Here is a 25,985-nt window from a genome sequence, read left to right as displayed (position 1 = left end):
GGCAGGGCTTGATCAATGTTTCCGAATAGGAGACCCAACACCATGCAGCTGAATATCCAAAACGTAACCCCTGAAACCGTTGAAGTACAAGGTCAGGTCGTAGCCCGTGCGTATGCCGAGGGCGTCATGCTGGCGGCCCTGCTTGCCACCGCTGGGACCAACAAGCCTGCCCAAGAGGCAATCGTAAGCCAGTACTTGGACGCCGGTCTGAGCGCTGGTGCCTTCCCGGCCATCGTAAGGGCCATTGAGACCCGTAAGTTGGTCGCAGAGCGTGAGCACGCTGAACGTCTCCGCGAAGCTAACGCCCATGCCGAGCGCTGCAAGTCCTATGAAGGTGGCTCTGCCCTTGAGGTCGCTCGTCGTCGTGCCGCGCGTGAAACCCGTGAGGACAAGTACCGGGCCATGGGAGTAGCTATCCGGTCCGCTAATGGCCGTAGCGACTTCTCGTCTGGCAACTGGCTCGACAACCACTAAGACCAGCCTTTACCAACCAATTTCAGGAGACCACTATTATGTCCAACGCATTCAAAACTACCGATCACCGTGACCAGCGCGACCGCTACAAAGCACCTACTGCCTATGAGTCTGCCGTATGGGGCAATGGCGGCAACCTTCAGTTCTCTACTCAAGCCTCTACGGGCGCTCAAGCGACTGATTCCAGCGTATTGGCTCAGGCCATCACTCAGGGCATGGACGAATTCTTTAACGGCGGTGAGTGGCACGACAACGCTGTCGATGCGATCCCATGCGAATTCCGCCCTAAAGGGACCGAACCGACCCCCGTTCAACTGGTCAACATGGTTAACCGCAACGTCGAGTTTGACCCTCGCCAGTCGATTTACGATCACTCTCTGGTCACTAAAGGGGAGGCCGTAGCTGGCGACTTCATCTTCACTGAGCCGACCAATACCGCTGCGTTCTTCTCGCATCGCTTCACTCTTCTGGATGCCCACGTTGTCGCTGGCTTCACTGGCGATAGCATTGGTCAGATGATGGACAAAATGCTGGCTGACTTCGAGAAGGCCTGTGGGTCCACCGTAGTAGACATTCTCATCAAGTCCCCAAGCGTCGAAGCCAAGGAGGTCACCATTGCGGGCACCACTCCGCGTGATCGTGCTGAAGACTGGATTGACGCCCTGACCCTGAGCATTAACCAGTCGGTCGGTAACTCTCTGAGCGACTTCGTGTTGCTGATGCACATGACCGAGCAGGCAATGCTTGAGCGTGCTGCCCAGCGTGCCGGTGTCGAATCCATTGAGGACCTTTTGGGCTGCCGTACTCAGTTCTACTCCGGGTCTGACCGTGGCGTCTTCATGCTGCCCAAGGGCTTCGCCTCGCTGTCGTTCCGTCATGACCAAGAAGGCGACGTGTGGAAGATCCTTGCGAGCCGTAACGCTGGCGTACAGGGCTGGGACTTTGAGGTGAGCGGTGTGGCTGACGTGATGGCTCAGGCCAAGGTCAAGATCAAGCTGGCTAACCCTGAGGACCCAACCGAGCGCCTGCAAGTTGAGTCGGTAAACTTCCCGCTGATCACTCGTGTGGTCGTCAAGGCGTAACACCCGCAGTATCCATGGGGTCCGTAATGGACCTCGTGGGCTGACCTGAGCGTCTCCCTAAACTGGTGGACCTTCAGTTGAGCCCATGTGTAATTCGTCGCTATGCAAAATGTGCAGGGCACTGACCCACATTCTTTATCAGACTTCACGTAGGAGACCGCTATGGCCGCCAAGAAACCATGGTTGGCCGTCCTTAAGGCCCTGTTGACCTCAAAGGCCACGTGGAAACTGATGGGCACCGTAGCGGCTCTTTACGGTTGCGCTCATGGTGAGCTGATCGCTGAGCTGGTCGGTGAGGTCGTAGCGGATACGTTAGGGACCCTTTGAGAATCTGGTACAAATTTCCCTGAGACCACCTGTCATAGCTAACCTGCGCGCATACCCCCGTAGGCCCGTCCGTGCGCGTAACGAATCGTGTGGGCGCATGGGGTCTCTAACGTGTGCCTGTACGCCACTGTAAGCCATGACTCCGCTGTCACAAACCGTGTACCAACCGCTGTCACAAACGGTTGCCAAGGGCCTGAGGACGCCGTTAGGATAGGTCTCCCTTACGCCTTGTAGGCTCTCAGTCTACGAACCGTTGGACTCGCGTTTCGCCCAGCAATAGCGGGCCATTAAGCTCAGTGACCTCTCTTATGTAATCCCATAGAAGAGTGATTCTTTTGAGCTTGCGCAAATCCTCCCGGCAGTACATCCAGAACTGCCGGGTGATGTCTATTTCATCCACCAGCACCGGCACCAGCCGTGGGTCCTGCGCGGCCAGAAAGCACGGCAGTATCGCCAGCCCGCGCCCCTGCTGGGCGGCCACGTACTGGGCGATCACGCTGGTGCTGCGCAGGTGCGCGGTGGCGGTGGGCAGCAGGTTGGCCAGGTACAGCAACTCGGAACTGAACGCCAGGTCGTCCACATAACTGATGAACGGGTGCCGCGCCAGGTCGCTGCTGCTCCGTATCGGCTCGTGGTTGTCCAGATAGTCTCGGGTGGCATACAAGCGCAGGCGGTAGTCGCACAGCTTGCAGCATACATAGGGCCCGTGCTCGGGTCGCTCCAGGGCAATGACGATATCCGCTTCGCGCTTGGACAGGCTGATGAAGTGCGGCAGCGGCAGGATATCCACCGAGATCGCCGGATAGGCATCGACGAAATGGCTCAGTTGCGGGGTGATGAAGAAGCTGCCGAAGCCTTCGGTACAGCCCATGCGCACATGCCCGGACAACGCCACGCCCGAGCCCGAGACTTGCTCGCAGGCCATGTGCAGGGTGCTTTCGATGGACTCGGCATAGCTCAGCAGGCGCTGGCCTTCGGCGGTCAGCACAAAGCCGTTGGTGCGCGACTTTTCAAACAGCAGGGTGCCCAGCGAGCCTTCCAGCGAACTGATGCGCCGTGACACCGTGGTGTAGTCCACACCCAGGCGTTTGGCTGCGCTGCTGGCCTTGCGGGTGCGCGCCACTTCCAGAAAGAACTTCAGGTCGTCCCAGTTCAGCGAACCAAGGGAGGTGATGTTTTTTTGCATGTTGGTCCGGCTTATATGTGCGTTCTTATTAGAAGTTTGCACATCTATACTCCAATTCAGCCCAGGACCCAAGCACCGTCGCGGCTGACGCGTCGGCGTTTCTCTCCCTAACAATAAATCCAGGAGAACCCTTCATGAACGCATCCCTCACGCCCGGCCAGACCAAGGTCGAGCAGGTCAAGTTGCTGATCGACGGCCAGTGGGTCGAGTCCACGACCACCGAATGGCGCGATGTGGTCAACCCGGCCACCCAGCAGGTGCTGGCACGCGTGCCCTTCGCCACCGCCGAGGAAGTCGATGCGGCCATCGCCGCCGGCCAGCGCGCCTTCAAGACCTGGCGCGACACCCCGATCGGCGCGCGCATGCGCATCATGCTCAAGTTGCAGGCTTTGATCCGCGAACACTCCAAACGCATCGCTGCGACCCTCAGTGCCGAGCAGGGCAAGACCCTCGCCGACGCCGAGGGCGATATCTTCCGCGGCCTTGAAGTGGTCGAGCACGCCTGTTCGATCGGCAGCCTGCAGATGGGCGAGTTCGCCGAGAACGTGGCCGGCGGCGTCGATACCTACACCCTGCGCCAGCCCATCGGCGTGTGCGCCGGGATCACCCCGTTCAACTTCCCGGCGATGATCCCGCTGTGGATGTTCCCGATGGCCATCGTGTGTGGCAATACCTTCGTGCTCAAGCCGTCCGAGCAGGATCCGCTGTCGACCATGCTGCTGGTGGAACTGGCACTGGAAGCCGGCGTGCCGGCCGGCGTGCTCAACGTGGTGCACGGTGGCAAGCAGGTGGTGGATGCGCTGTGCACCCACAGCGACATCAAGGCGATCTCCTTCGTCGGCTCTACCGAGGTCGGCACCCATGTCTACAACCTGGCCGGCCAGCACGGCAAGCGCGTGCAGTCGATGATGGGGGCCAAGAATCACGCCGTGGTGCTGCCTGACGCCAACCGTACGCAAACCCTCAACGCCTTGGTAGGCGCAGGCTTCGGCGCCGCTGGCCAGCGCTGCATGGCCACCTCGGTGGCGGTGCTGGTGGGCAAGGCCCGCGAGTGGCTGCCGGAGCTCAAGGCGCTGGCCGCCAACCTGAAGGTGAACGCCGGCAACGAGCCGGGCACCGATGTCGGCCCGCTGATCTCCAAGCGTGCCAAGGAGCGTGTGCTGGGCCTGATCGAAAGTGGCATCAAGGAGGGGGCCACGCTCGAACTGGATGGTCGCGATGTGCAGGTGCCGGGTTACGAGCAGGGCAACTTCATCGGCCCCACCCTGTTCTCCGGGGTGAGCACCGACATGCAGATCTACACCCAGGAAATCTTCGGCCCGGTGCTGGTGGTGCTGGAGGTCGACACCCTCGATGAAGCCATCGCACTGGTCAACCGCAACCCCTTCGGCAACGGCACCGGCCTGTTCACCCAGAGCGGTGCGGCGGCGCGCAAGTTCCAGAACGAGATCGACGTGGGCCAGGTCGGCATCAACATTCCGATCCCGGTGCCGGTGCCGTTCTTCAGCTTCACCGGCTCGCGCGGTTCCAAGCTGGGTGACCTGGGCCCGTATGGCAAGCAGGTGGTGCAGTTCTATACCCAGACCAAGACCGTCACCGCGCGCTGGTTCGACGATGACAGCGTCAACGATGGCGTGAACACCACCATCAGCCTGCGCTAAGGAGCTCACCATGCGTATTGCATTCATCGGGCTGGGCAACATGGGGGCGCCGATGGCGCGCAACCTGATCAAGGCCGGCCACACGCTCAACCTGTTCGACCTGAACAAGGAGGTACTGGCAGAGCTGGCCGAACTGGGCGGGCAGGTCAGTGCCTCGCCCAAGGACGCGGCCAGCGCCAGCGAACTGGTGATCACCATGCTGCCGGCGGCTGCGCATGTGCGCAGCGTGTACCTCAATGACGACGGCGTGCTGGCCGGTATACGTGCCGGCACGCCGGTAGTGGACTGCAGCACCATCGACCCGCAGACCGTGCGCGCGGTGCATGCGGCGGCGGCCAGGCAGGGTGTAGACCTGGCCGATGCACCGGTGTCCGGTGGCACCGGAGGCGCTGCGGCCGGCACGCTGACCTTCATGGTCGGGGGCAGTGATGCGTTGTTTGCCACCCTGCAGCCGGTGCTGGCGCAGATGGGGCGCAACATCGTGCACTGTGGCGAGGTGGGGACCGGGCAGATTGCCAAGATCTGCAACAACCTGCTGCTGGGGATCTCGATGATCGGCGTGTCCGAGGCCATGGCCCTGGGCAATGCGCTGGGCATCGATACCCAGGTGCTGGCCGGTATCATCAACAGCTCGACCGGGCGTTGCTGGAGTTCGGACACCTACAACCCGTGGCCGGGGATCATCGAGACGGCGCCGGCCTCGCGTGGCTATACCGGTGGGTTCGGTGCGGAGTTGATGCTCAAGGACCTGGGGCTGGCGACCGAAGCGGCGCGCCAGGCACACCAGCCGGTGATCCTGGGCGCGGTGGCGCAGCAGTTGTACCAGGCCATGAGTTTGCGTGGTGACGGTGGCAAGGACTTTTCTGCGATCGTCGAGGGGTATCGCAAGCCCGAGTAAAAAGCATCGCGGGTCAAGCGCGCAGCGCTCGTCAGAGCGCTTACGCCCACCAGTACCGTACAAAGTGAAAGAACACCGGCGCCGCAAAACACACCGAATCCATCCGGTCGAGCATGCCGCCATGCCCCTCGATCATGTGCCCCCAGTCCTTCACCCCGCGATCACGCTTGATCGCCGACATCACCAGCCCACCGGCAAAGCCCATGAGGTTGACCGTCAGCGCCATCAGCGCGGCCTGCCAGAAGGTGAACGGGGTGATCCAGCACAACGTGGCGCCTATCAGCGTGGCCAGCGCCACGCCGCCCACCAGGCCTTCCAGCGTCTTGGACGGGGACAGGCGTGGCGCCACCTTGCGCTTGCCGAACAGCTTGCCGCACACGTACTGCAGCACATCGGAAATCTGCACCACCAGGATCAACCAGGCGATCAGCAGCAGGTTGCGTCCCTCGAAACCGGGAATGTCCAGCGTCATCAAGGCCGGCACCGATGACAGGCAGTACACCGCGATCATCAGGCCCCACTGCACCTTCGACGCACGCTCCAGAAAGCGCGTGGTATCGCCGCCCAGGCTGGCCAGGATCGGCAGCAGCAGGAACAGGTACACCGGGATGAAGATGCTGAACAGGCCGTACCAGTCCATGGCGATCAGCAGGTACTGCACCGGCAGCGCCACGTAGAACGCCGCCACCAGCGCGGGGTAGTCGCTGCGCCGGGTCGGGGTGAGGGTGAGGAACTCGCGCAGCGCATAGAACGACACGCAGTAGAACAGCAGGATGACCCCCAGCTTGCCGAACAGGAACGCCAGGCCGATCACCAGCACCATCACCCACCAGGCATTGATGCGCGCATTGAGGTTGTCGATCACCGCATGCGGGGCGGGGCCTGCGCGCCATTTGAGCACGCGTCCGATCAGGCTTGCGAGCAGCAGCAGGCCACCGATACCGGCAAACAGCAAAAGCGTGTTGTGGTCCATCTCAGGATTCCTTGGGGGCCAGGGCCAGCAGCGCAAGGCGTGCCCGTTCTAGAAAGGCGAGCTTGCTGTCGTCGGCGTGGCATGGCACCGGCTCGCCGAAGCTCAGGGTGCACAGCAGCGGCAGCGGCAGGGCGCGGCCCTTGGGCATGACGCGGTTGAGGTTGGCGATCCATACCGGTATCACCTCGACCTGCGGGTTGGCCGCGGCCAGGTGAAACAGGCCGCTCTTGAACGCCAGCAAGGGTTCGTCGCCCAGGTTGCGCGTGCCTTCGGGAAAGAAGATCAGCGAATCACCTTGCGTCAGCGCGTCGTGCACCGGCTGCAGCGGGCTGCTCTGGGCGTCGGCATGCTGGCGGTCGATCAGCACGCCATTGAACACGCGCTTGATCAGAAACTGGCGAATGCCCGGCTTTTGCCAGTAGTCGGCCCCCGCCACGGGCCGGGTACGCTTGCGCAGCTCCACCGGCAGCGAGGCCCAGATCAGCACGAAGTCGCCGTGGCTGCTGTGGTTGGCGTAGTACAGGCGTTGCACCGGTTGCGGCGTGCAGCCCAGCCATAAGGCACGCGCACCGGTGATCAGGCGTGCAACCGACGTGATGGCGAAAGCGGTGAGGGTGGCAAGCATGACGAAATCCTTATCCAGCGAGAGGAAGCCAGGGCAGCAGCAGGAGGCCGGCCAGCGCCAGCAGCACCTGCGCCGCGAAGCACAGCAGTTGCCGACGCAACAGGGCGAGTGCGCCCCGGCTGCGTGCCGGCCAGTCACGCTCATCGGCCAGTGCCGGCTTGAGGCCAAGGGCGAATAGTGCCTGGTCCAGGACCAGGGTGTTCGCCGGCAGTTGTTCAGGCTGCGCAGCCAGGCGCGCGAACAGCTCGGCGTCCAGCGCGACACGCATGCCCCAGAACTTCTGCAGCAGGCCTGTCACCAGCAGCAGCGCGCAGAGTGCCGCGCCGCCAGTGTGGGCGGGTGCCCCCGCAAGTGGCGCCAGGCCGTAGGCCAGGGCCAGCAGGCTGATCACATCCGACACGCGCTCGACCTGGCGCCCGCGCCTGAGCAGGCTGGCCACCAGCGCCAGGGCGGTATCGCCGCTCACAGGCCGTGCTCCGGTTGAAGCTGATCGATGCAGTGCCGGTGCGCAGGGCGCAGCACCACGCCGGGACGTGCCTGGCTGATGCGTTGCTGGGCCTGGGCGGCATCCTTGCAGCGCCCGCTGAGCACCAGCCAGGCGGCCACGGCACAGGCGCTGCGCGAATAGCCCAGGGCGCAGCACACCAGCACCGGGCCCTGGCCGCGCAGACGTTCGATGGCCTCGGCAGCCTCGCGGCAGCGCTCGGCCGTCGGCACGATCAGGTCCAGGCTGGGCAGGCTGCAATAGGCCTGGCCAGGCGCGAGCGACACCGGCAACTCGGCACACAGGTCCACCACCGCGGCAAACTGTGCGGCTTGGCCGTGCCCTGGAATACGCCCCAGGAACACACCGTCGCACACTTCGTCGGGCTGCCGATGGTGCCGCGTCCACCACCGCGAATTGAGCCAGGCACCGATCAGGTAGGGGGCCAGCAGCCATCGGGCGGCATACGACAAATGCCCGTCTGCGTCTTTCTGAAAGCCCTGTGCGCCCAGCAGCGCATAGTTCAGCGCCACCAGCAGCAGCGCCAGCGCAGGCCACAGCAACAGCAGCGCGATACCGCCTGCATACGCGGCCAACCCGGCAGACACCGCGCACCCCAGTGCGTAGTACAGGGCCAGGCGCCAGCGTTTCGGGTCGCGGGCCAATGCCAGATGGCGCAGCACCGGCTGGCCTTCGAGCGGCCACAGCCACACGCACAGCATCCCGGCCAGGGCGCCGGTCGGCACGTCGATGAAGTGATGCTGCCAGGTGGTCAGCACCGACAGGCCGATCAAGCCCATCCACACGTGCACCAGCAGCCGTGGCAGCGGCCGCTGCACATGGCGCGCGAACATCGCCCAGATGATCACCAGCAGGGCGATGTGCAGCGAGGGCGCCTGGTTGAACGGCTTGTCGAAGCCCATCAGCACGTCGAACAGCCAGCCGAACACCCCGTCCAGCGCAGGGCGCTCGAAGGTGAATCGCAGCGGCCACAGCAGAAAGCCTGCGATGCAGATCAACTGCGCGCTGAGCAGGCGCAGGGCGTGGCGGTCCGTTTCCACACGGCTGAGCGGCAGCAGGAAGGACAACCCGTAGAGCAGGTCGATCGACCAGTACGGCAGGATGGTCCACGGCCACAGGGGGATAGCGCTTTCCCAGCCGAAGACCAGGCTGCCGACGTCGCTGCGCCCCGCCGTGAAGCTGTTGGTAAGGCCGTAGCTGAGAAAGAACAGCGGGCCGAGCAGCAACAGCCACAGCACGCCGCGCCTGATCAGCCCTGGCTCGCGTTGGCGCTTCATCAGGCGATCCGCTGGGCCAGGCTGACGCTGAAGATGCCCCACTCGTCGATGCGCTGGCTGATCTTGCGAAAGCCCGCCGCCTCGACCAACTGGTCCATCTCCCCCTGGCTGCGCCGCCGCATCACCCAGGCCTGGCCGGCGCGGTGGCTGGTCAGGGCGCGGGCGATCATCTCCAGTTGCGGGTGCCACGGCTGGCCGGTGTACACCAGGTAGCCGCCGGGCGGCACGGCCTGGGCCAGGCCACCGAGCGAATCGCCGACCATCTGGTTGCTGGCGAACAGCTCATACAGCCCCGACACCACCGCCAGGCTCGGGCGCGGGTCCAGGGCGGCCAGGCTCTGCGCATCAAAGGCGTCGCCCTGCACGAAGCGGGCAATGTCGGTAAGGCCCTTCTGCGCGATCAGCGCGTTGCCTTCGCGCACGTTCAATTCGCTGTAGTCACGCAACAGGATCGACTCCGGCGCCTGCTCCAGCCCCTGCAGGGCTTCGAGGATGTAGCGGCCATGGCCGGCGGCGATATCGACGATGTGTACCGGCGCACCCTGCTCGCGCAGGTAGCCGATGGCCAGGCGCAGCAGTTCTTCCACATGCAGCTTGCGCTGGCGAATGCCCTTCCAGCCGATGGCATTGAGGTAGTTCTGGTCGATCAGGCGGCCCAGCGCGCCCTTGCCGGTGGGCTGGTTGCGGTAGATGTAGTCCAGCGTGCTGCCCGAATCGAAGCCGGTCTCGAAGCCCAGCTTGACCCCGTCCGACAGGCCCTTGCCCAGGCGCAGGCCGGCTCGCGTGGCGCGCCAGTAGAGGTCGGCGGGCGAGTTGCGCGGCAGTGGCGCGGCCAGGCTTTCGGCCTCGGCGCAGCTGGCGCCCAGGCGGTCGGCGTCCAGCAGCGAGGGGCGCTGTGGCGCCTGGCTGAAGCACTGCTCGATGAAGCGATGGATGCGCGCCAATGCGTGGCCACGGTCGCGTTCGCCGAGGGTGTCGTGGAAGAACCCGGGCAGTACGTGCTTTTCCTTGTGCACGCTGCCCAGGCGATCGAAGAACTGCTCCTGCGGCTGGCGCTTGACCACGAAGTCGGCGCCCGAAATCAGCAACTGGGTCGGCACCTGGATCGCCTGGGCATCGGCCACCACGCGGTCGGCGGCCTCGTACAGGCCCAGCAGCATGTTCACCGAAATCGGCCGGCTGATCAGCGGGTCGTTTTCATAGGATGCGATGCGTTGCGGGTCGTGGCTGAGCAGGCGCGGCTTGACGTAGCTGTTGACGAAGAAGTTGCCGCGCCAGGCGCGCATCAGCTTCAGGCCCGGGCGTGCGAACGGCACGTACAGCTTGACCTTGAACGCCGGCGAGGCCAGCACCAGGCAGCGCACCCTGGGCGCGTAGTCGTGCGCCCAGGTGGCGATCAGCACGGCGCCGACGCTCTGCGCCAGCACGGCCATGTCCTGTTCCTCAATGCCATGCGCGCGGGCGATGTGCTCGATGAAGGTCTGCACGTCACGCACGCTGCAGGCAAAGCTCGGGCTGTCGCCACGCGCGCCCGGCGACTCGCCATGGCCACGGGCATCCCAGGCAAAGATGTCGTAGCCCGGCAGGTCCAGTTCATCCGCCAGGTGGGCCATGCGCCCGCCGTGTTCATGGCCGCGATGGAACAGCACCACGCGCGCCGTGGCTGGCCGTCGGCAGGGCTGGCAGCCCAGTGGCGATAGTGCAGCTCGACGCCGTCATGGGTAGTGAAGTGCAGCGATTGCGCAGTGCGCATGGCAAATATCCTTATCGGGCACAAAGGGTTTCAGCGGGTTTGCGCCAGGCCGCGGCTGACCCGGTTGTAGAGGGTATAGAGCGATAGCAGCAGTACCACCAGCAGCACGCCGTTGAGCCAGGCCGCGCTCAGCAGGCCAGCGGCAACGCCGGCCCCCAGTACGCCGAACACGAAGGCGCGGTCGCTCTTGCCCATGGGGCCGTCATAGCGACGCTCTGCGCCGACCAGCGGGCCCATTACACCGGCGTACTCGCTGACCAGCGCGGTCAGCACCACGACCACCACCAGCCCCGGCCACACGCCCGGCAGCAGGGCAAACGGCAGGAACAGTGCGGCGTCGGCGATCAGGTCACAGAGTTCATTGAGGTAGGCGCCCAGGCGCGACTGCTGGCCGAACTCGCGTGCCAGCATGCCGTCGATGGCATTCAGCGCCATGCGCAGCACCATCCAGGCCGGCACCAGGGCGAACAGCCAGGTGGTCTGTGGCGTTGCGGCCAGCAGCACGCCAAGCAGCAGGCTGACTCCGGCGGCGGCCAGGGTCACCTGGTTGGCGGTGATACCACGCTCGTACAGGCGCTTGACCATCGGGCGCAACAGCGCCTGGAAACGGGGTTTGAGCTGGTAGATCGACGGCACGGTAAAACTCCCTTTACGGCGCGGTTGCATGTCATTGCTTGTTACATAGGCGTGCGCGAAAGCGATTGTGGGTGGATTGCCCCTGCCGGGGCAATAGCCGCCATGGACAAGCTTTCCAGAAGTGTGCGCGTGTGCCCGGCAAGCGCAGAAAAATTGCGGCTGCACAGGTGCAGCTGGCGCCGGGCCCAGGGTTCGCCCAGCGCCACGCTGTGCAACGCCAGCAGCCCCTGCCAGCGCTGCACCGCGGCCAGTGGCACGATGCCAAGCCCCGCGCCATGCGCGACCATGCGGATCACCCCGTCGAAGCCGTCGGCGCGCACCCGCACCTGCAGGCGGCGGCCCAGGTGCAGGGCCTGTTCCTCCAGGTGCAGGGCCAGCGCGCTGTCTGCCTGCAGGCCGACATGGCCGTGCTCCAGGGTGTCGGTAAAGCGTACCTGGAGACGCGTGGCCAGGGGGTGATCCGGCGCCATGATCAGCACCAGCGGATCATCGCGAAACGGCGCCGTCTGCAGGTGCTCGCTGGCCACGGCATTGGAAATGATGCCCAGGTCCGCCTCGCCCTGGGTGATCGCCTGCACGATGCGCAGGCTGGGCAGCTCGACCACCTCCACATCGATGGCCGGGTGCCGGGCCAGAAACGCGGCCAGCAGTTCGGGCAGGTACTCGGTCAGCGCGGCGGTATTGCACAGCAGGCGCACCTGGCCTTGCAGGCCCTGGGCGTACTGGGCCAGGTCGAACTGCAGGCGCTCGACCTGCTGGCCGATCTGGCGCGCATGCTGCACCAGCGCCTGGCCGGCCGGCGTCGGTTGCACGCCACGTCGATTGCGTTGCAGCAACGGCGTGCCCAGCGAGTGTTCCATGGCACGGATACGCGCGCTGGCGGCGGGCAGCGAGAGGTGGCTGCGCTGGGCGCCGGCGGTGATGTTGCCGCACTCGACGGAGTGCAGGAACAGTCGAAGGTCGATCAGGTCGAAATGCATCAGCCTCTGCCTGGGCAATAGTCTGGCTCAGTATATGGCAGATGGTCAGGTGCGCGCGGGCAGGGCAGCATGAGTGCCATGAATACCTTTCTCGGCGTCTATCAGGATATCGGCCCGGCGCTGTCGCTGCTGGTGGTGATCACCTTCGTGCTGGCCGGGGCGGTCAAGGGCGTCATCGGCCTGGGCCTGCCGACGGTGGCGATGGGGTTGCTGGGGCTGGCTATGCCCCCGGCACAGGCAGCGGCGCTGCTGATCGTGCCGTCCGCCCTGACCAACCTGTGGCAGCTGGCTGCGGGTGGCCATCTGGGGGCGCTGCTGCGCCGGCTGTGGCCCCTGCTGGTGATGATCTTCATCGGCACCCTGCTGGGCAGTGCCTGGCTGGGTATCGACAGCGGTGCGTGGGCCGTCCATGCACTGGGTGGGGCCTTGCTGGTGTATGCGCTGTACGGCCTGTGCCATCCCGGCCTGCACCTGGCCGCCCGGCACGAACCCTGGCTGGGCCCGCTGAGCGGTCTGGTGACCGGTATCATCACCGCCGCCACCGGCGTGTTCGTGATCCCGGCGGTGCCCTACCTGCAGGCGCTGGGCCTGAACCGGGATCAGATGGTACAGGCGCTGGGCCTGGCGTTCAGCGTCTCGACCCTGGCGCTGGCCATGGGGCTGGCCGGCCAGGGCGTGCTGGGCGGCGAGGCGCTGGGGGCCTCGCTGCTGGTGCTGGCGCCGGCATTGCTGGGCATGCTGCTGGGGCAGTGGCTGCGTCAGCGCATCAGTGCCGCGCTGTTCAAGCGCTGCTTTTTCATCGGCCTTGGGCTGCTTGGCGCGCACCTGTTGCTCAACGGCTAGCCGAGGAGGCGCTGAGCATCTCGATCAGCTGGATATCGAAGTCACGCTCCAGGTACTCCATGCGCTGCTCGGCGAACTGTTGCATGTGCGGCAACGCCGAGTGCACGTCCAGCGCCGCCTTGCTGGCCCAGACCTCGTAGAAGATGAACAGGCTCGGGTCCTGCCGGTCGCGCAGCATGTGGTACTCGATACAGCCTGGCTCGGCACGGCTGGGCTCGACATAGGCGCGAAACAGTGCTTCGAACGCCTCGGCTTTTTCGGGACGGGTCTTGGCGTTGAGGATGAAACCGTAGGGTTCGCTCATGGAAGGCTCCTGTGACAGTGTGGTCAATTTTATTTCAATAATAAGGTGCCTATTCGTGCTTTTTGGTCAAAAGCCTTTTGCCTGCCGATGGCTTATTCGGCTGCGCTGAACTGATTAATCTGCCGCCATCGTACCGAACTCCAGATGAGGCAAATGATGAAGAAGATCCTGTTGCTCAACGGCGGCAAGCAGTTCGCCCACTCCGATGGCCGCCTGAACGAAACCCTGCACGAGACCGCGCTGGCGTTTCTGGACCGTGCCGGTTTCGACGTCAAGAGCACCTATATCGATGGCGGCTACGACAACGCCGAAGAAGTGCAGAAATTCCTCTGGGCCGACGTGATCGTCTACCAGATGCCGGGCTGGTGGATGGGTGCGCCCTGGACCGTCAAGCAGTACCTGGACGAAGTGTTCACCGCCGGCCACGGCAGCCTCTACGCCAGTGACGGGCGCAGCCGTACCGATGCATCGCGCACATATGGCAGCGGTGGCCTGATCCAGGGCAGGCAGTACATGCTGTCGCTGACCTGGAATGCACCGCAGGAGGCGTTTGACGCGCCGGGCCAGTTCTTCGAAGGCAAGGGCGTGGACGCGGTGTACTTCCCGTTCCACAAGGCCAACCAGTTCCTGGGCATGAGCGGCCTGCCGACCTACCTGGCCACCGACGTGATGAAGAACCCCGACGTCGAGGCTGCCGTGGCCGCCTACGAGCAGCACCTGGCCCGGGTTTTCCGGATCGGGGCCTGATGAAAGGTTGCGCAAGGCAGGCCAAGCGGCTATCTATCACGGCTGATCGCCCCCTCAAGGAACAGCCGTGAAAGCCAGGTCCGATGAATTGCAGATGTTCGTCTCGGTGATCGAGTGCGGCTCGATTTCCGCCGCCGCCGAACAGGGCGCTCAGACGCCCTCGGCGATCAGCCGCAGCCTGTCGCGGCTGGAGGCCAAGCTGGGCACCACGTTGATCAACCGCACCACGCGGCGCATGGACCTGACCGAGGAGGGGCGCTATTTCTTCGAGCGCGCCAAGGCCATCCTGCAGCAGATGGACGAGCTCGAAGAGCGCCTCAGCCAGCATCACCAGACGCCTGCCGGGCGCTTGCGGGTCAATGCCGCTGCGCCGTTCATGCTGCACGCCATCGTGCCGTGGGTGGGCGAATTTCGCCGGTTGTACCCGGATATCCAGCTGGAGCTGAACACCGACGACCTGATCATCGACCTGCTCGAACAGAGCACCGATATCGCCATCCGCATCGGCGAACTGGCCGACTCCAGCCTGCACGCCCGCTCGCTGGGCTGCAGCCCGTTGCACATCCTGGCCAGCCCTGCGTACCTGGCACGCCACGGTACACCGCAGCAGGTACAGGCGCTGGCCGCGCATTCACTGCTGGGTTTCACCCAGACCGATACCCTCAACCACTGGCCGCTGCGCCACCGCGAGGGTGATCGTTATTCGATCACTCCTGCCCTGAGCGCCTCCAGCGGCGAGACCTTGCGCCAGTTGGCGATCGCCGGTGAAGGCATCGCCTGCCTGTCGCACTTCATGACCCACGACGATGTGCGCGCCGGGCGCCTGCAGGTGCTGCTGGCCGAGGCCAACAGTGGCTACCGCCAACCGATTCACGCGGTGTACTACCGCAACTCGCAGCTGGCCCTGCGCATCCAGTGCTTTCTCGATTTCATCCAGCAGAAGCTCTCGGTCTACGCCTGCTGAATGCCTCGCGCGGTGTTTGAAAAGTCCCGGGGCATGCGTCTTAATGACTGTTCAACGAAAACAACACCAAGGAAGCTTTCATGCGCGTTGTGATGTTCCGAACCCTGAGCCTGGGCGCCGCGATACTCGCCAGTTCGTCGGCCTACGCCGTGACCCTGGAGGGCGGCGCGGTTGCCGCTCCCGATCAATATGGTGCACAGGTCGCCGCCGATATCCTCAAGAAGGGCGGTAACGCGGTCGACGCCGCCGTGGCGACTGCCTTCACCCTGGCGGTGACCTACCCCGAAGCCGGCAACATCGGCGGCGGCGGTTTCATGACCCTGTACATGGACGGCAAGCCGTACTTCCTCGACTACCGCGAAGTGGCGCCAAAGGCCGCCAGCCGCACCATGTACCTGGACGACAAGGGCGAGATCGTCGAGAACCTGAGCCTGGTGGGTGCGCGCGCCGCCGGTGTGCCGGGCACCGTGATGGGGTTGTGGGAGGCGCACCAGAAGTTCGGCAAGCTGCCCTGGGCCGAATTGCTGACCCCGGCGGTGGGCTACGCGAAAAATGGCTTCAAGATTGCCGCCAAGCAGTACCAGTACCGCGAAGACGCGCTGGGGCTGTTCAAGGACAGCACCAACTTCAACGATTATTTCGGCAGCATGAAGGTCGGCCAGACGTTCAGGCAGCCGGAGCTGGCGCAGACCCTGGAGCGCATCGCCGACAAGGGTGTCAGCGAGTTCTACCAGGGCAGGACGGCCGACCTGCTGGTGGCGCAGATGCAGGCCGACAAGGGCCTGATCAGCAAGGACGACCTCAAGGACTACAAGGCCGTGTGGCGTGATCCGATGGCCATCGCGTGGCGCGGCAATGTGGTCTACACCGCGCCGCTGCCAAGCTCCGGCGGGATTGCGCTGGCGCAGTTGCTGGGCATCAAGGAGCAGCGTGCGGCCGACTTCAAGGGCGTCGAGCTGAACTCGGCGCGCTACATCCACCTGCTGGCAGAAATCGAGAAACGCGTGTTTGCCGACCGTGCCGACTACCTGGGTGACCCGGCGTTTTCCAAGGTGCCGGTGGCGCAACTGATCGCCAGCGACTACCTGGCCAAACGCGCGCAGGAGGTCAACCCGAGCGCGATTTCCGAGACCGAAAAGGTCCGTCCGGGGCTGGAGCCGCACCAGACCACGCACTTCTCCATCGTCGACAGGCAGGGCAACGCGGTCAGCAACACCTACACCCTGAACTGGGACTACGGCAGCGGTGTGGTGGTCAAGGGCGCAGGCTTCCTGCTCAACGACGAGATGGATGACTTCAGTTCCAAGCCCGGGGTGGCGAATGCGTTCGGTGTAGTTGGGGGCGATGCCAATGCCATCGAGCCGGGCAAGCGCATGCTGTCGTCGATGAGCCCCAGCCTGGTGACACGCGATGGCCAGGTCACGCTGGTGCTGGGTACGCCGGGTGGTTCGCGCATCTTCACCTCGATCTTCCAGGTGCTCAATAACCTGTACGACTACGACCTGCCGCTGGAAAAGGCCGTGGCTGCGCAGCGCGTGCATCATCAGTTGCTGCCCAAGGACACGATCTACTACGACGCCTATGCGCCGCTCAATGGCAAGGTGGCAGAAGCGCTTAAGAAGATGGGCTACACCCTGGAGGATCAGGGTTGGGAGATGGGTGACATCCAGGCGATCCGGGTCAAGGGCGCGGCGCTGGAAACCGCATCTGACCCGCGTGGGCGCGGGGTGGGACAGGTCGTCAAGTAAGCGCTGCCCCTTTTCGCTGGCAAGCCAGCTCCCACAGGTGTAGCGGTGATTCAAAGATCACGGCAATCCCTGTGGGAGCTGGCTTGCCAGCGAAGAGGCCCGCTCAGTCACCGCAAACCATCAGACGCGGAAGTGGCTGACCATCATCTGCAACTGGTTGCCCAGGCGCGCCAGCTCGACGCTGGAGGCCGCCGTTTCCTGGCTCGCCGCCGCCGTCTGTTCCGACACATCACGCACATTCAGGATGCTGCGGCTGATCTCTTCGGCCACCGCACTCTGCTGCTCGGCCGCCGCGGCAATCTGCTGGTTCATCGACTGGATGTTCGACACCACACGGGTGATGTTCTCCAGCGAGGCACCGGCCTTGCGCGTCAACTCCACACTGCTGTCGGTCAGGGCGCGACTGCCGTGCATCACGTTGGCCACCTGCTGCGTACCGCTTTGCAGGCCCGCCACCAGCACCTCGATCTCCTCGGTGGACTTCTGTGTACGCTGCGCCAGGCCGCGCACTTCATCGGCCACTACGGCAAACCCACGACCTGCTTCACCGGCACGCGCCGCTTCGATGGCCGCATTGAGGGCCAGCAGGTTGGTCTGCTCGGCCACCGACTTGATCACGTCCATCACGCTGCCGATCTTCTGGCTTTCCTGCTGCAACTGGCCCATGGCTTCGGTGGAACGGTTGACCTCGACCGCCAGGCGTTCGATCTGCGCGATGGCCTGCGCCACCACCTGGTCGCCGGCACGGGCCTGGCCATCGGCATCGGTCGCGGCTTCGGAAGCATGCTCGGCGTTGCGTGCGACTTCCTGCACGGTGGCCGCCATTTCGTGCATGGCCGTGGCCACCTGGTCAGTCTCGACCTTCTGGCTGTTGACCCCGGCATTGGTCTGCTCGGTGACCGCCGACAGCTCTTCGGCAGCGCTGGCGATCTGGGTCACGCCGTCGCGAATGCCGCTGATCAGGTCGCGCAGGGTCGAGCCCATGCGCTGGATGCCTTGCTGCAGCACGCCGAGTTCGTCGCGGCGGGTGACCTGCAGCGTCTGGGTCAGGTCGCCGGCGGCGATTTTCTCCACCACGGCCAGGGTTTCCTGCAGCGGGCGGGTGATCTGGCGGGTGATGATCACCGCCGCCAGTACGCCGAAGAGCAAGGCTGCCAAGGTGCTGGCCAGCTGCCAGGTACGCGCCTGGCTGCTTTCGATGTCACGACGTTGCAACTGGATGCTGTACAGCTCGTTGCTCAGGCGCACGATGTCGTAGCCCTGCTGGGTCATTTCCTTGCGCGCTTCGCCGATGGCGGCGTTGGTCGCTTTATAGGCACGTACCGCATCCCCGTAGCGCAGCGCGGCGGTTTCGAGCGGTTGCGCGCGTGACTCACCCGCGGTGAGCTGGCGAATGGCGGCCAGCGCAGTGTCGAGCTGACGCGCCGCCTTGTGTTCGGTTTCGGGGGTGAGGTCGGCGATATAGCCGCGCATCTCGAAGCGCGCCAGCAGCAGTTCCTGGCGCACGTCGGTCAGGCGCTTGAGCAGCGCCAGGCGGGCGTTGTCATCCTGTGCCGAGGCGAGCGTATCGGTGACCAGGCGGTCCATCTGGGCGCCCGCCTCGGTGGCTGCCACGCTCATCGCCTTGCGGGCCTCGGCCCCCTGGGTGTAGGCGCTGCGCATCTTGTTCAGCGAGACCTGATAGGCCGCCAGTACCTGCTCCTGCTCACGCAGCAGCTTGAGGTTGTCCGGGCTCTTGAAGGTGTTCAGCAGCTTTTGCTGCTTGGCCATGAAGGCATCGAGCTTGACCTGCACGTTGGCGGCGGTCTTGTCGTCGCCGTCGGCAATCATGTACTGCAGGCGTGCTACGCGCAGCTCGGTCAATTCGTTGTTGAGCTGGGTGATATCACTCATCCAGTTGCTGCGGTCGATCAGCCCGCCCAGGCTGGTCCACCCGGTCAGGGCCAGCAGGCCGGTCAGCAGCAGCACCAGGCCGAAGCCCAGGGCAAGTTTCAGGTTGACGCTGATGTTGGCAAACCAGCTGTTCATGTGATCCCTCCAGGATTTTGCGCGCTCGCTTGATCTGATCGCTGGAAGGTTTTTTTTTCTTGGAGGCCAGCGGATGTGAGCTGGTCTTATCGGCTGAATCTGACAGAGCTGAAACGCTTTTTCGCTAATTCCGACAAAATTGATCAACAAAGTGTTTAAGGGGTGTTTTCAGCCGTGTGTCAACACCCTTTCGTCGTCTCAGAGGGTGCGTGCGCCAAAGGTATCGCACTGATTGATGTCGCCTTTGGCGAAGCCGGTCTTGAACCAGCGTACCCGCTGCGCCGAGGTGCCGTGGGTGAACGAGTCGGGTACCACGCGGCCTTTGCCTTGCTGTTGCAGGCGGTCGTCGCCGATTGCGTTGGCCGCGTTCAGAGCCTCCTCGACGTCACCTGGCTCCAGCCAGTTATGGCGTTGCTGGGCCTGGTAGGCCCACACCCCGGCCAGGCAGTCGGCCTGCAGTTCCTGGCGCACCAACAGACCATTGTCGCCTTGCAGGCGCTGGCCGTTGCGCCGGGCCTGGTCGATCTTGGCTGACACACCCAGCAGGGTCTGCACGTGGTGGCCGACCTCGTGGGCGATCACATAGGCCTGGGCGAAGTCGCCGGCGGCGGAGAAGCGCTGTTCCATTTCACGGAAGAAGCTCATGTCCAGATACACCTGCTGGTCGGCCGGGCAGTAGAACGGCCCGGTGGCCGAGGAGGCGAAGCCGCACGCGGAGTTGACCTGGCCACTGAACAGCTTGAGGGTCGGGTCTTTGTACTGGCGCCCGGACTGGGCAAAGATTGCCCGCCAGGTGTCCTCGGTGTCGCCCAGGATGCTGGCGACGAATTCGGCCTGCTCGTCGCCGGCCGGTGGCGCCTTGCGCTCGCCGGTGCTGAGCGGGGCGCTCTGCTCGCTCATCTGACCGGTCAGTTGGCCGAGGATCTGCATCGGATCCTGGCCGGTGAGCAGCCCGATGCCGACGATCAGCAGCACGGCCGTCAGGCTCAGACCCTTGCCGCCCATGCGCATGCCGCCGCCTCCACCGCCCTCACCGCGGGCATCGACTACGTTGTCGCTGCGCCTGCCTTTTCGCCATAGCATGAGCATTCTCCTGAACTTGAAACATGAAGATAAAGATTAGTTCACCGCGCCTTGTGCTGTCGGCGTTTTAACCATAACCAAATGGTTATGGATGCCGGGGTTCTTTTCAATGTTCGCCAACCGACGCCTGGGGGACACTGCCGATCACGCCTGTTCCGTGCAGGCCTCCAAAAAACCAACAAGAGGAGAACGGCATGTCTGCACAAGACACCAGTCGTTTCGTTATCCGTGATCGGAACTGGCATCCGAAAGCCTTTACCCCTGACTACAAGACCTCCATCGCGCGTTCGCCGCGCCAGGCCCTGGTGAGCATTCCACAGTCCATCAGCGAAAGCACTGGGCCGGATTTCTCTCACCTGAAATTCGCCGAGCACGACAATGACCTGCTGCTGAACTTCAACCATGGCGGCTTGCCGATCGGCGAGCGCATCATCGTTGCCGGGCGCGTGTGCGACCAGTATGGCAAGCCGATCCCGCACACCCTGGTGGAGATGTGGCAGGCCAACGCCGGCGGCCGTTATCGCCACAAGAACGATCGTTACCTGGCCCCGCTGGACCCCAATTTCGGTGGCGTCGGCCGAGCCCTGACCGACAGCGAGGGCTACTACAGCTTCCGCACCATCAAACCGGGCCCGTACCCATGGCGCAATGGCCCGAACGACTGGCGCCCGGCGCATATCCACGTGTCGGTCAGCGGCCCGTCGATTGCCACGCGTCTGATCACCCAGCTGTACTTCGAAGGCGACCCGCTGATCCCGATGTGCCCGATCGTCAAGTCGATCGCCAACCCGGACGCGGTACAGAGCCTGATTGCCAAGCTCGACATGAGCAACGCCAACCCCATGGATTGCCTGGCCTACCGCTTTGACATCGTGTTGCGCGGCCAGCGCAAGACCCATTTCGAAAACCGCTGAGGAGCCCCGTCATGCCTATCGAACTGCTGCCGGAAACCCCCTCGCAGACTGCCGGCCCGTATGTACACATCGGCCTGGCGCTGGAAGCGGCCGGCAACCCGACCCGCGATCAGGAAATCTGGAACCGCATGGCGCGCAGCGACGCGCCCGGCGAGCACATTATGCTGATCGGCCATGTCTATGACGGCAATGGTCACCTGGTGCGCGACTCGTTCCTGGAGTTCTGGCAGGCCGATGCGGCCGGCCAGTACCACGACGATTACAACCTGGAAAAACCGTTCAACAGCTTTGGCCGTACCGCCACCACCTTCGATGCCGGCGAGTGGACGCTGGAAACGGTCAAGCCGGGTGTGGTGGCCAATGCGGCCGGCGTGCCGATGGCGCCGCACATCAACATCAGCCTGTTTGCGCGTGGCATCAACATCCACCTGCACACCCGCCTGTATTTCGATGATGAGGGCGAGGCCAACGCCAAGTGCCCGGTGCTCAACCTGATCGAACAGCCACAACGCCGCGAGACCTTGGTCGCGCGGCGTTGCGAAGTGGATGGCAAGCTGGCCTACCGTTTCGATATCCGCATCCAGGGTGAAGGCGAAACGGTGTTCTTCGATTTCTGAGGCCGCCTAGCGGGGGACCGGGTTCAGGTCGAAGTGGTTGCGCTGGTACTGGAACAGCAGGCAAGGCTCCTTCTTGGCGGTCATCTTGCAACCGCTCTCATGTTCCAGCCCGGCCGGCAACTGGTAGTACGAACCGGCCGGGTACTCGGTCTCGACCAGCTTGCCGTTCTTGTCCTTGATGCGGGCGTAGAACACGCCGCTCATCACCACGGTCGGCAACGTCTCGGTGTGGGTGTGGTAGCCATTGTCCACACCGGGACGGAAACTGACGAAGGCCTCGTAGGCACCATTGCCCAGGATGTCGCCCTGCACGTTGGCGTAGGTGACGTTGTTGTTGGTGCCCGGTACCACTTTCCAGGTCAGCGCATTTTTCGGCAGGGAGATGAGTGGGGCGGTGCAGTAGCAGACGGCAGCCACGGCGGTAGTGGCGCAAGCTGCCAGCAGCAAGCCGGCGGCGGTAACTCGAAGTGCTTTCATGGTTGAAACCCTCTGATGAACAATCGAAAGAAGGTTAATCAAACAACGAACGCACAAATACGGCAGAAGCAGCCCAGAACCTGTGTGCTTCTTGCACAGATCACATCTTGATTTCCCATCGTGGTTCAGCGTAGTACGCCCGCGCATACTCGACCAATGCCCGAACCTTGGGCGCCAGATAGCGGCTTTGGGGGAACATCGCGTACACGTGCCGGGAGGGCTGCTGCCATTCGGGCAGCACCTGTACCAGGCGCCCGTCGAGCAGGGCGTCATGCACGATGAAGCGGTCGAAGCTGGCGATACCCAGGCCGGCAATGGCCGCCGCACGCAACGCCATCGGCGAGTTGGCGCTCAGCCGGCTGGGCATTGCCACGTCCAGGCGCTGCCCGTCGGGCCCCTGCAGGCTCAGCCGTTGCGGCTGGGCCAGGCGGTTGTAGCCGAGCAACGCATGCTCGCCCAGGGTGTGCGGTTCGATGGGGGCCGGCCAGCGCTGCAGGTACGCGGGGGCGGCTACCAGCACGACTTCGCTGACGGCCAGTTGCCGGGCCACCAGGTTGGAGTCGGGCAGGTGGGTGGTCACCCGCAGGCACACATCGACCCCTTCTTCGAGCATGTCCACAAAGCGGTCGGTGCAGATGAGCTCCACCTGCAACTGGTCGAAGCGCTCGACGAAGTCCGGTAGCCAGCGCCCCAGCTCCAGTTCACCGAATGCCGTGGCCACGCTCAGGCGCAGGGTGCCTGTGGGTTGCTGCTGGTGTTCGGAAATCTCCAGGCTCATGGCTTCGAGCTGCTCCAGCACCTGCACGCAATGGCGGTAGCACAGTGCGCCGGCTTCGGTGACGTGCAGGCGCCGCGTGGTGCGGCTGAGCAACTGGGTGCCGAGGTGGCGCTCCAGGTTCTTGACCTGGCGCGACAGCACGGTGTGCGATTGCCCGGTCAGGGCCGCAGCGGCGCTGAAACCACCACTCTCTACCACGCGGCGAAACGCCTGCATCGCGCTGATCTGGTCCATGGTCGGCTGGCTTCCCTGAGGGGTGATTAGGTCGCCAGTCTAACAGCTGCCGGCGCGCCTATTCGTAGGCGCTGACCCCGGCAATATGCCGCCCGGCGATATAGCCGAAGGTCATCGCCGGCCCCAGGTTTATCCCGCCCGCCGGGTAATGCCCGCCCATGATGCTGGCCATGTCGCACCCGGCGGCATACAACCCCGCGATCGGCTGTTGCTGCGCATCCAGCACCTGTGCGTGGGCGTTGGTCCTGAGCCCGGCAAACGTGCCGAAGCACCCCGGCTCCACTTTCACGGCATAGAACGGCCCCTGCTCGATCGGCGCCACGCACGGATTGGGCTGGTGCAAGGCGTCGCCTTGCTTGCGGTTGTAGGGTGTACTGCCGCGACCGAACGCGGGGTCCTGGCCCAGCCGTGCGTGGCGGTTGTACTCGTTCACGGTGGCGCTCAGCCCTTGCGGATCAATGCCGCAGGCGCTGGCCAGCGCCTCGATGCTGTGGCCGCTCTTCAGGTAGCCCGAGCGAATGAACGGCGTCACCGGCAACGGAAATGGCCGTGAGATGCCCAGGCCGTAGCGGCGCTGGAAGGCATGGCTGCAGATCAGCCACGAGGCCACCTGCTGGCCGGGCGCGCTGGCGACCAGGGCGCTGACATAGTCGTAATAGCCGTTGGCCTCGTTGACGAAGCGTTTGCCGTCGGCCAGCACGCCGATGATGCCCGGTTTGGCGCGTTCGATGATGTGCGGGAAATGCCCGAAGGTACCGTCCTTGTACGGCACCTTCGACACCGGCGCCCAGGCCACCGGGCTGTACAGGTCGTCGGCCACCCGCGCGCCGACGCTCTCGCCCAGCCGCAGGCCGTCGCCGCTGGCGCCCAGCGGCGGCAAGGCCAGGTGTTCATGCCCGGTCGGGGTACGCGGGAACAGCGCCTTGCGCCGCTCGATATCGTTGGGGAAACCGCCGGCTGCCAGTACCACCGCCTTGCGCGCATGGACCGTGACCTCGCCGCAGGGGGTCTCGACTACCGCGCCCGTCACGCGCCCTTCGGTGTGCAGCAGGCGCCGTGCGGGGGCCGATGCCCACAGCTGCACGCCAAGGTCTTCGGCCGACTTGGCCAGGCGGGCAATCAGCGCCACGCCATTGACCAGTTGCATGGCCCGGCCGTGACACGCCAGGTCGAGCAGGTGGCGCGTGAGACGCTTGGCCACATGCAGCAGCGAGCGCCAGGAGCGGGTCAGGGTGAGGAAGGCGGTGAGGTCCTTGCCCGCCATGATCGGCATGCCCATGAACGAGGTCTCGCGCATTGTCCTGCGCAGGCGCTTGAGCAGCTTGCCGACCGTGCGGGCGTCAAGCGGGGCGGCGATCACCGAGCGTCCCCCGGTGCCCGCCCCGGGGCTGTCGCCATGGATATCGGCGATGCCGTTGCCGTCGGCGAACTGCAGCGCCGTGTGACGCTCGAAGAACCCCACCATGTTCGGCGCCGCCTCCAGAAAGGCGTCGATCAGCGCCGGGTCGAAACGCTCGCCCAGCTCATGTTCCAGGTAGGTGCGCGGTGCCGAGCGGTCTTCGATGATGCCGGCACGACGCGCCAGCGGGTTGCACGGTACCCACATCCAGCCACCGGACCAGGCGGTGGCGCCGCCGAACACCGGGTCTTTTTCTACCACGATGACCTTCTGCCCGTGAAACGCTGCGGTTACCGCCGCGCTCAGGCCGGCAGCGCCGGAGCCGATCACCAGTACATCGCAGTCGACCGAGCGTGGGGAAGGGGAGTGGGCTGTCATGCAAAGGCCTCGCAGTGCGCAAAAGTTATTATTATGGAACATGGTTCCATATTCATTGATTGCGCCTCGGGCGCCAAGTGGGGATGTGCAAAGGTGTTCGAAGATCGAACACTTGGTTGGCGCTTTGCCCGGCGCTCTTTAGAATCGGCAAAATTTTCAGGGACCGTGACCATGGCCGGCAGTCAGATCGAACGTGCTTTCAGCCTTCTCGAAAGCCTCACCAGCGAGCCGCGCGGGTTGCCGATGCAGAGTCTGGCCGAGCAGTTGGGCATCCCCAAGAGCGCGACCCATCGCATGCTCGCCGAGCTGATGCGGCTGGGCTACGTGCGCCAGAACCCCGAGAGCAGCCGCTACCTGCTGAGCACCAAGCTGGTGGGCATGGGTTTTCGCTACCTGGCGCAAAGCGGTGCCGACATCGTCCAGCCGATTCTTGACCAGTTGGCCGGGCAGACTGGCGAACTGGTGCGCCTGGGGGTCATCGACGGCGAGCGCCAGGTGTGGATCGCCAAGGCCCAGGGCGCCCGCTCGGGGCTGCGCTACGACCCCGACATGGGGCGCGAGGCGCCGTTGTTCTACAGCGCCTCGGGACATGCCTGGCTGGCCAGCCTGAGCGATGCCCAGGCGTTGTTGCTGGTGGAGCGTCAGGGCGTGGGCCGGCGCGAAGATTTCGGGCCGAATGCGCCGGCCTCCAATGCCGCGTTGCTGGAGCGTTTGCGCATGGCCCGCGAGCTGGGGTATGCGTGGGTGGTGGAGAGTTCGGCGCTGGGCACTTCGGCGTTGGCGGCGGTGGTGCAGCACCCGCAGGATGGGCATGTGGTGGGCGTGCTGAGCGTGGCCGGGCCCACGGCGCGCATGAGCGAGGCGCGCTTGCACGAGCTGGCGCCGGCCTTGCTTGCGGCGACGGCGGAACTGTCGGCGGCCACGCCTGCTTCCGAGTTGTTTGTCTAAAAAGCTTCGCTGGCAAGCCAGCTCCCACAGGATATTGCGGTGCTCGCAGAACGTGTGGGAGCTGGCTTGCCAGCGAAGGGACCCACAGGGGCTACAGAAGGCAGCCGTCACGAAATGACGGCTGTCTTTTTTTGGGCTTGCATTGA

Annotated in this window: 24 protein-coding genes and 1 pseudogene; 11 read left to right on the top strand and 14 right to left on the bottom strand. The window is 64.5% G+C overall.

The annotated features are described in order from the left end of the window. Positions 1-42 precede the first annotated feature (42 nt). Both KUO17_RS23965 and KUO17_RS23960 read left to right on the top strand, forming a co-directional pair. Positions 43-474, top strand: a complete 432-nt coding sequence (locus KUO17_RS23965; RefSeq protein WP_217978053.1) for a hypothetical protein — start codon at positions 43-45, stop codon at positions 472-474. A 38-nt stretch (positions 475-512) separates the two neighbouring features. Continuing rightward, entirely contained in the window at positions 513-1,556 is a 1,044-nt protein-coding gene (locus KUO17_RS23960; protein ID WP_217978052.1) for a hypothetical protein, read from the top strand. Between the two features lie 565 nt (positions 1,557-2,121). Here the strand turns inward: KUO17_RS23960 and KUO17_RS23955 are convergent. Next, positions 2,122-3,069 carry a LysR family transcriptional regulator gene (locus KUO17_RS23955; protein ID WP_217978051.1) on the bottom strand — a complete coding sequence of 316 codons (948 nt, stop codon included), beginning with the start codon at positions 3,067-3,069 and terminating at the stop codon, positions 2,122-2,124. 134 nt (positions 3,070-3,203) lie between these two features. Here KUO17_RS23955 and KUO17_RS23950 point away from each other — a divergent pair, with 134 nt between their 5' ends. Then, positions 3,204-4,730, top strand: a complete 1,527-nt coding sequence (locus KUO17_RS23950; protein WP_217978050.1) for a CoA-acylating methylmalonate-semialdehyde dehydrogenase — start codon at positions 3,204-3,206, stop codon at positions 4,728-4,730. Between the two features lie 10 nt (positions 4,731-4,740). Beyond that, positions 4,741-5,628: a 3-hydroxyisobutyrate dehydrogenase gene (mmsB, locus tag KUO17_RS23945; protein WP_217978049.1), complete on the top strand. Its 888-nt coding sequence runs from the start codon at positions 4,741-4,743 to the stop codon at positions 5,626-5,628. Between the two features lie 40 nt (positions 5,629-5,668). On the opposite strand, the gene KUO17_RS23940 is transcribed toward mmsB, so the two are convergent. The 7 genes and pseudogenes from KUO17_RS23940 to KUO17_RS23910 all read right to left on the bottom strand — a co-directional run bounded on the left by KUO17_RS23940 (position 5,669) and on the right by KUO17_RS23910 (position 12,377). Beyond that, positions 5,669-6,601: a phosphatidate cytidylyltransferase gene (locus tag KUO17_RS23940; RefSeq protein WP_217978048.1), complete on the bottom strand. Its 933-nt coding sequence runs from the start codon at positions 6,599-6,601 to the stop codon at positions 5,669-5,671. 1 nt (position 6,602) lies between these two features. Continuing rightward, on the bottom strand, positions 6,603-7,226 hold the full coding sequence (locus tag KUO17_RS23935) for a lysophospholipid acyltransferase family protein (RefSeq protein WP_217978047.1): 624 nt from the start codon (positions 7,224-7,226) through the stop codon (positions 6,603-6,605). Between the two features lie 10 nt (positions 7,227-7,236). Then, a complete protein-coding gene (locus KUO17_RS23930; protein ID WP_217978046.1) occupies positions 7,237-7,692 on the bottom strand; it encodes a hypothetical protein in 456 nt (151 codons plus the stop codon). Further along, positions 7,689-9,008: a phosphatase PAP2/dual specificity phosphatase family protein gene (locus KUO17_RS23925; protein WP_217978045.1), complete on the bottom strand. Its 1,320-nt coding sequence runs from the start codon at positions 9,006-9,008 to the stop codon at positions 7,689-7,691. The genes KUO17_RS23930 and KUO17_RS23925 overlap by 4 nt, the downstream gene beginning before the upstream one ends. Next, a pseudogene (locus KUO17_RS23920) lies at positions 9,008-10,761 on the bottom strand (bifunctional alpha/beta hydrolase/class I SAM-dependent methyltransferase). The gene KUO17_RS23925 and the pseudogene KUO17_RS23920 overlap by 1 nt, the downstream one beginning before the upstream one ends. A gap of 30 nt (positions 10,762-10,791) precedes the next feature. Beyond that, on the bottom strand, positions 10,792-11,397 hold the full coding sequence (locus KUO17_RS23915; RefSeq protein ID WP_217978063.1) for a CDP-alcohol phosphatidyltransferase family protein: 606 nt from the start codon (positions 11,395-11,397) through the stop codon (positions 10,792-10,794). A gap of 41 nt (positions 11,398-11,438) precedes the next feature. Further along, positions 11,439-12,377 carry a LysR substrate-binding domain-containing protein gene (locus KUO17_RS23910; protein WP_217978044.1) on the bottom strand — a complete coding sequence of 313 codons (939 nt, stop codon included), beginning with the start codon at positions 12,375-12,377 and terminating at the stop codon, positions 11,439-11,441. A 78-nt stretch (positions 12,378-12,455) separates the two neighbouring features. Between KUO17_RS23910 and KUO17_RS23905 the strand changes: the two genes are divergently transcribed. Continuing rightward, on the top strand, positions 12,456-13,220 hold the full coding sequence (locus tag KUO17_RS23905; protein WP_217978043.1) for a sulfite exporter TauE/SafE family protein: 765 nt from the start codon (positions 12,456-12,458) through the stop codon (positions 13,218-13,220). Here the strand turns inward: KUO17_RS23905 and KUO17_RS23900 are convergent. Further along, a complete protein-coding gene (locus KUO17_RS23900) occupies positions 13,210-13,524 on the bottom strand; it encodes a putative quinol monooxygenase (protein ID WP_217978042.1) in 315 nt (104 codons plus the stop codon). The two genes, KUO17_RS23905 and KUO17_RS23900, sit on opposite strands and share 11 nt — an antisense overlap. A gap of 156 nt (positions 13,525-13,680) precedes the next feature. On the opposite strand from KUO17_RS23900, the gene mdaB reads away from it, so the two are divergent. From mdaB to ggt, 3 genes are all read left to right on the top strand, one after another. Continuing rightward, on the top strand, positions 13,681-14,271 hold the full coding sequence (gene mdaB / locus KUO17_RS23895) for an NADPH:quinone oxidoreductase MdaB (RefSeq protein ID WP_217978041.1): 591 nt from the start codon (positions 13,681-13,683) through the stop codon (positions 14,269-14,271). Positions 14,272-14,338: 67 nt separating this feature from the next. Then, positions 14,339-15,235 (top strand): LysR substrate-binding domain-containing protein, encoded by an 897-nt coding sequence (locus KUO17_RS23890; protein WP_217978040.1) that lies wholly within the window; start codon positions 14,339-14,341, stop codon positions 15,233-15,235. 80 nt (positions 15,236-15,315) lie between these two features. Then, entirely contained in the window at positions 15,316-16,983 is a 1,668-nt protein-coding gene (ggt, locus tag KUO17_RS23885; protein WP_217978039.1) for a gamma-glutamyltransferase, read from the top strand. A gap of 120 nt (positions 16,984-17,103) precedes the next feature. On the opposite strand, the gene KUO17_RS23880 is transcribed toward ggt, so the two are convergent. Both KUO17_RS23880 and ypfJ read right to left on the bottom strand, forming a co-directional pair. Beyond that, on the bottom strand, positions 17,104-19,011 hold the full coding sequence (locus tag KUO17_RS23880) for a methyl-accepting chemotaxis protein (protein WP_217978038.1): 1,908 nt from the start codon (positions 19,009-19,011) through the stop codon (positions 17,104-17,106). 198 nt (positions 19,012-19,209) lie between these two features. Then, complete coding sequence (gene ypfJ / locus KUO17_RS23875) at positions 19,210-20,094, bottom strand: KPN_02809 family neutral zinc metallopeptidase (protein WP_217978037.1); 885 nt, start codon at positions 20,092-20,094, stop codon at positions 19,210-19,212. A gap of 194 nt (positions 20,095-20,288) precedes the next feature. Here ypfJ and pcaH point away from each other — a divergent pair, with 194 nt between their 5' ends. Together pcaH and pcaG are read left to right on the top strand one after the other, a co-directional pair. Beyond that, positions 20,289-21,008, top strand: a complete 720-nt coding sequence (gene pcaH / locus KUO17_RS23870; protein WP_217978036.1) for a protocatechuate 3,4-dioxygenase subunit beta — start codon at positions 20,289-20,291, stop codon at positions 21,006-21,008. An 11-nt stretch (positions 21,009-21,019) separates the two neighbouring features. Beyond that, positions 21,020-21,625 (top strand): protocatechuate 3,4-dioxygenase subunit alpha, encoded by a 606-nt coding sequence (pcaG, locus tag KUO17_RS23865; protein ID WP_217978035.1) that lies wholly within the window; start codon positions 21,020-21,022, stop codon positions 21,623-21,625. Between the two features lie 6 nt (positions 21,626-21,631). Here pcaG and KUO17_RS23860 read toward each other — a convergent pair whose 3' ends face one another. The 3 genes from KUO17_RS23860 to KUO17_RS23850 form a co-directional block, all read right to left on the bottom strand. Beyond that, on the bottom strand, positions 21,632-22,102 hold the full coding sequence (locus KUO17_RS23860; RefSeq protein WP_078481789.1) for a cupin domain-containing protein: 471 nt from the start codon (positions 22,100-22,102) through the stop codon (positions 21,632-21,634). Positions 22,103-22,202: 100 nt separating this feature from the next. Beyond that, entirely contained in the window at positions 22,203-23,114 is a 912-nt protein-coding gene (locus KUO17_RS23855) for a LysR family transcriptional regulator (RefSeq protein ID WP_078481788.1), read from the bottom strand. Positions 23,115-23,172: 58 nt separating this feature from the next. Then, entirely contained in the window at positions 23,173-24,891 is a 1,719-nt protein-coding gene (locus KUO17_RS23850; protein WP_217978034.1) for an FAD-dependent oxidoreductase, read from the bottom strand. Between the two features lie 171 nt (positions 24,892-25,062). On the opposite strand from KUO17_RS23850, the gene KUO17_RS23845 reads away from it, so the two are divergent. Then, entirely contained in the window at positions 25,063-25,839 is a 777-nt protein-coding gene (locus KUO17_RS23845; protein ID WP_217978033.1) for an IclR family transcriptional regulator, read from the top strand. The last annotated feature ends 146 nt before the right edge of the window (positions 25,840-25,985 follow it).

The sequence above is a fragment of the Pseudomonas aegrilactucae genome (assembly GCF_019168305.1).
Taxonomy (GTDB): Bacteria; Pseudomonadota; Gammaproteobacteria; order Pseudomonadales; family Pseudomonadaceae; genus Aquipseudomonas; species Aquipseudomonas aegrilactucae.
Note: the sequence above shows the minus strand (reverse complement) of the source record. Positions and strands in the feature narration are given on the sequence as shown.

Excerpts from the sequence above, each read along its gene's own strand:
- mmsB (WP_217978049.1), top strand. The coding sequence starts at position 4,741 with ATGCGTATTGCATTCATCGGGCTGGGCAACATGGGGGCGCCGATGGCG.
- KUO17_RS23955 (WP_217978051.1), bottom strand. The coding sequence starts at position 3,069 with ATGCAAAAAAACATCACCTCCCTTGGTTCGCTGAACTGGGACGACCTG.
- pcaG (WP_217978035.1), top strand. The coding sequence starts at position 21,020 with ATGCCTATCGAACTGCTGCCGGAAACCCCCTCGCAGACTGCCGGCCCG.
- KUO17_RS23960 (WP_217978052.1), top strand. The coding sequence starts at position 513 with ATGTCCAACGCATTCAAAACTACCGATCACCGTGACCAGCGCGACCGC.
- KUO17_RS23965 (WP_217978053.1), top strand. The coding sequence starts at position 43 with ATGCAGCTGAATATCCAAAACGTAACCCCTGAAACCGTTGAAGTACAA.
- mdaB (WP_217978041.1), top strand. The coding sequence starts at position 13,681 with ATGAAGAAGATCCTGTTGCTCAACGGCGGCAAGCAGTTCGCCCACTCC.
- KUO17_RS23925 (WP_217978045.1), bottom strand. The coding sequence starts at position 9,008 with ATGAAGCGCCAACGCGAGCCAGGGCTGATCAGGCGCGGCGTGCTGTGG.
- KUO17_RS23935 (WP_217978047.1), bottom strand. The coding sequence starts at position 7,226 with ATGCTTGCCACCCTCACCGCTTTCGCCATCACGTCGGTTGCACGCCTG.
- KUO17_RS23855 (WP_078481788.1), bottom strand. The coding sequence starts at position 23,114 with ATGGACCAGATCAGCGCGATGCAGGCGTTTCGCCGCGTGGTAGAGAGT.
- KUO17_RS23950 (WP_217978050.1), top strand. The coding sequence starts at position 3,204 with ATGAACGCATCCCTCACGCCCGGCCAGACCAAGGTCGAGCAGGTCAAG.
- ypfJ (WP_217978037.1), bottom strand. The coding sequence starts at position 20,094 with ATGCTATGGCGAAAAGGCAGGCGCAGCGACAACGTAGTCGATGCCCGC.
- KUO17_RS23850 (WP_217978034.1), bottom strand. The coding sequence starts at position 24,891 with ATGACAGCCCACTCCCCTTCCCCACGCTCGGTCGACTGCGATGTACTG.
- KUO17_RS23940 (WP_217978048.1), bottom strand. The coding sequence starts at position 6,601 with ATGGACCACAACACGCTTTTGCTGTTTGCCGGTATCGGTGGCCTGCTG.
- KUO17_RS23880 (WP_217978038.1), bottom strand. The coding sequence starts at position 19,011 with ATGAACAGCTGGTTTGCCAACATCAGCGTCAACCTGAAACTTGCCCTG.
- KUO17_RS23910 (WP_217978044.1), bottom strand. The coding sequence starts at position 12,377 with ATGCATTTCGACCTGATCGACCTTCGACTGTTCCTGCACTCCGTCGAG.
- KUO17_RS23860 (WP_078481789.1), bottom strand. The coding sequence starts at position 22,102 with ATGAAAGCACTTCGAGTTACCGCCGCCGGCTTGCTGCTGGCAGCTTGC.
- pcaH (WP_217978036.1), top strand. The coding sequence starts at position 20,289 with ATGTCTGCACAAGACACCAGTCGTTTCGTTATCCGTGATCGGAACTGG.
- KUO17_RS23900 (WP_217978042.1), bottom strand. The coding sequence starts at position 13,524 with ATGAGCGAACCCTACGGTTTCATCCTCAACGCCAAGACCCGTCCCGAA.
- ggt (WP_217978039.1), top strand. The coding sequence starts at position 15,316 with ATGCGCGTTGTGATGTTCCGAACCCTGAGCCTGGGCGCCGCGATACTC.
- KUO17_RS23845 (WP_217978033.1), top strand. The coding sequence starts at position 25,063 with ATGGCCGGCAGTCAGATCGAACGTGCTTTCAGCCTTCTCGAAAGCCTC.
- KUO17_RS23905 (WP_217978043.1), top strand. The coding sequence starts at position 12,456 with ATGAATACCTTTCTCGGCGTCTATCAGGATATCGGCCCGGCGCTGTCG.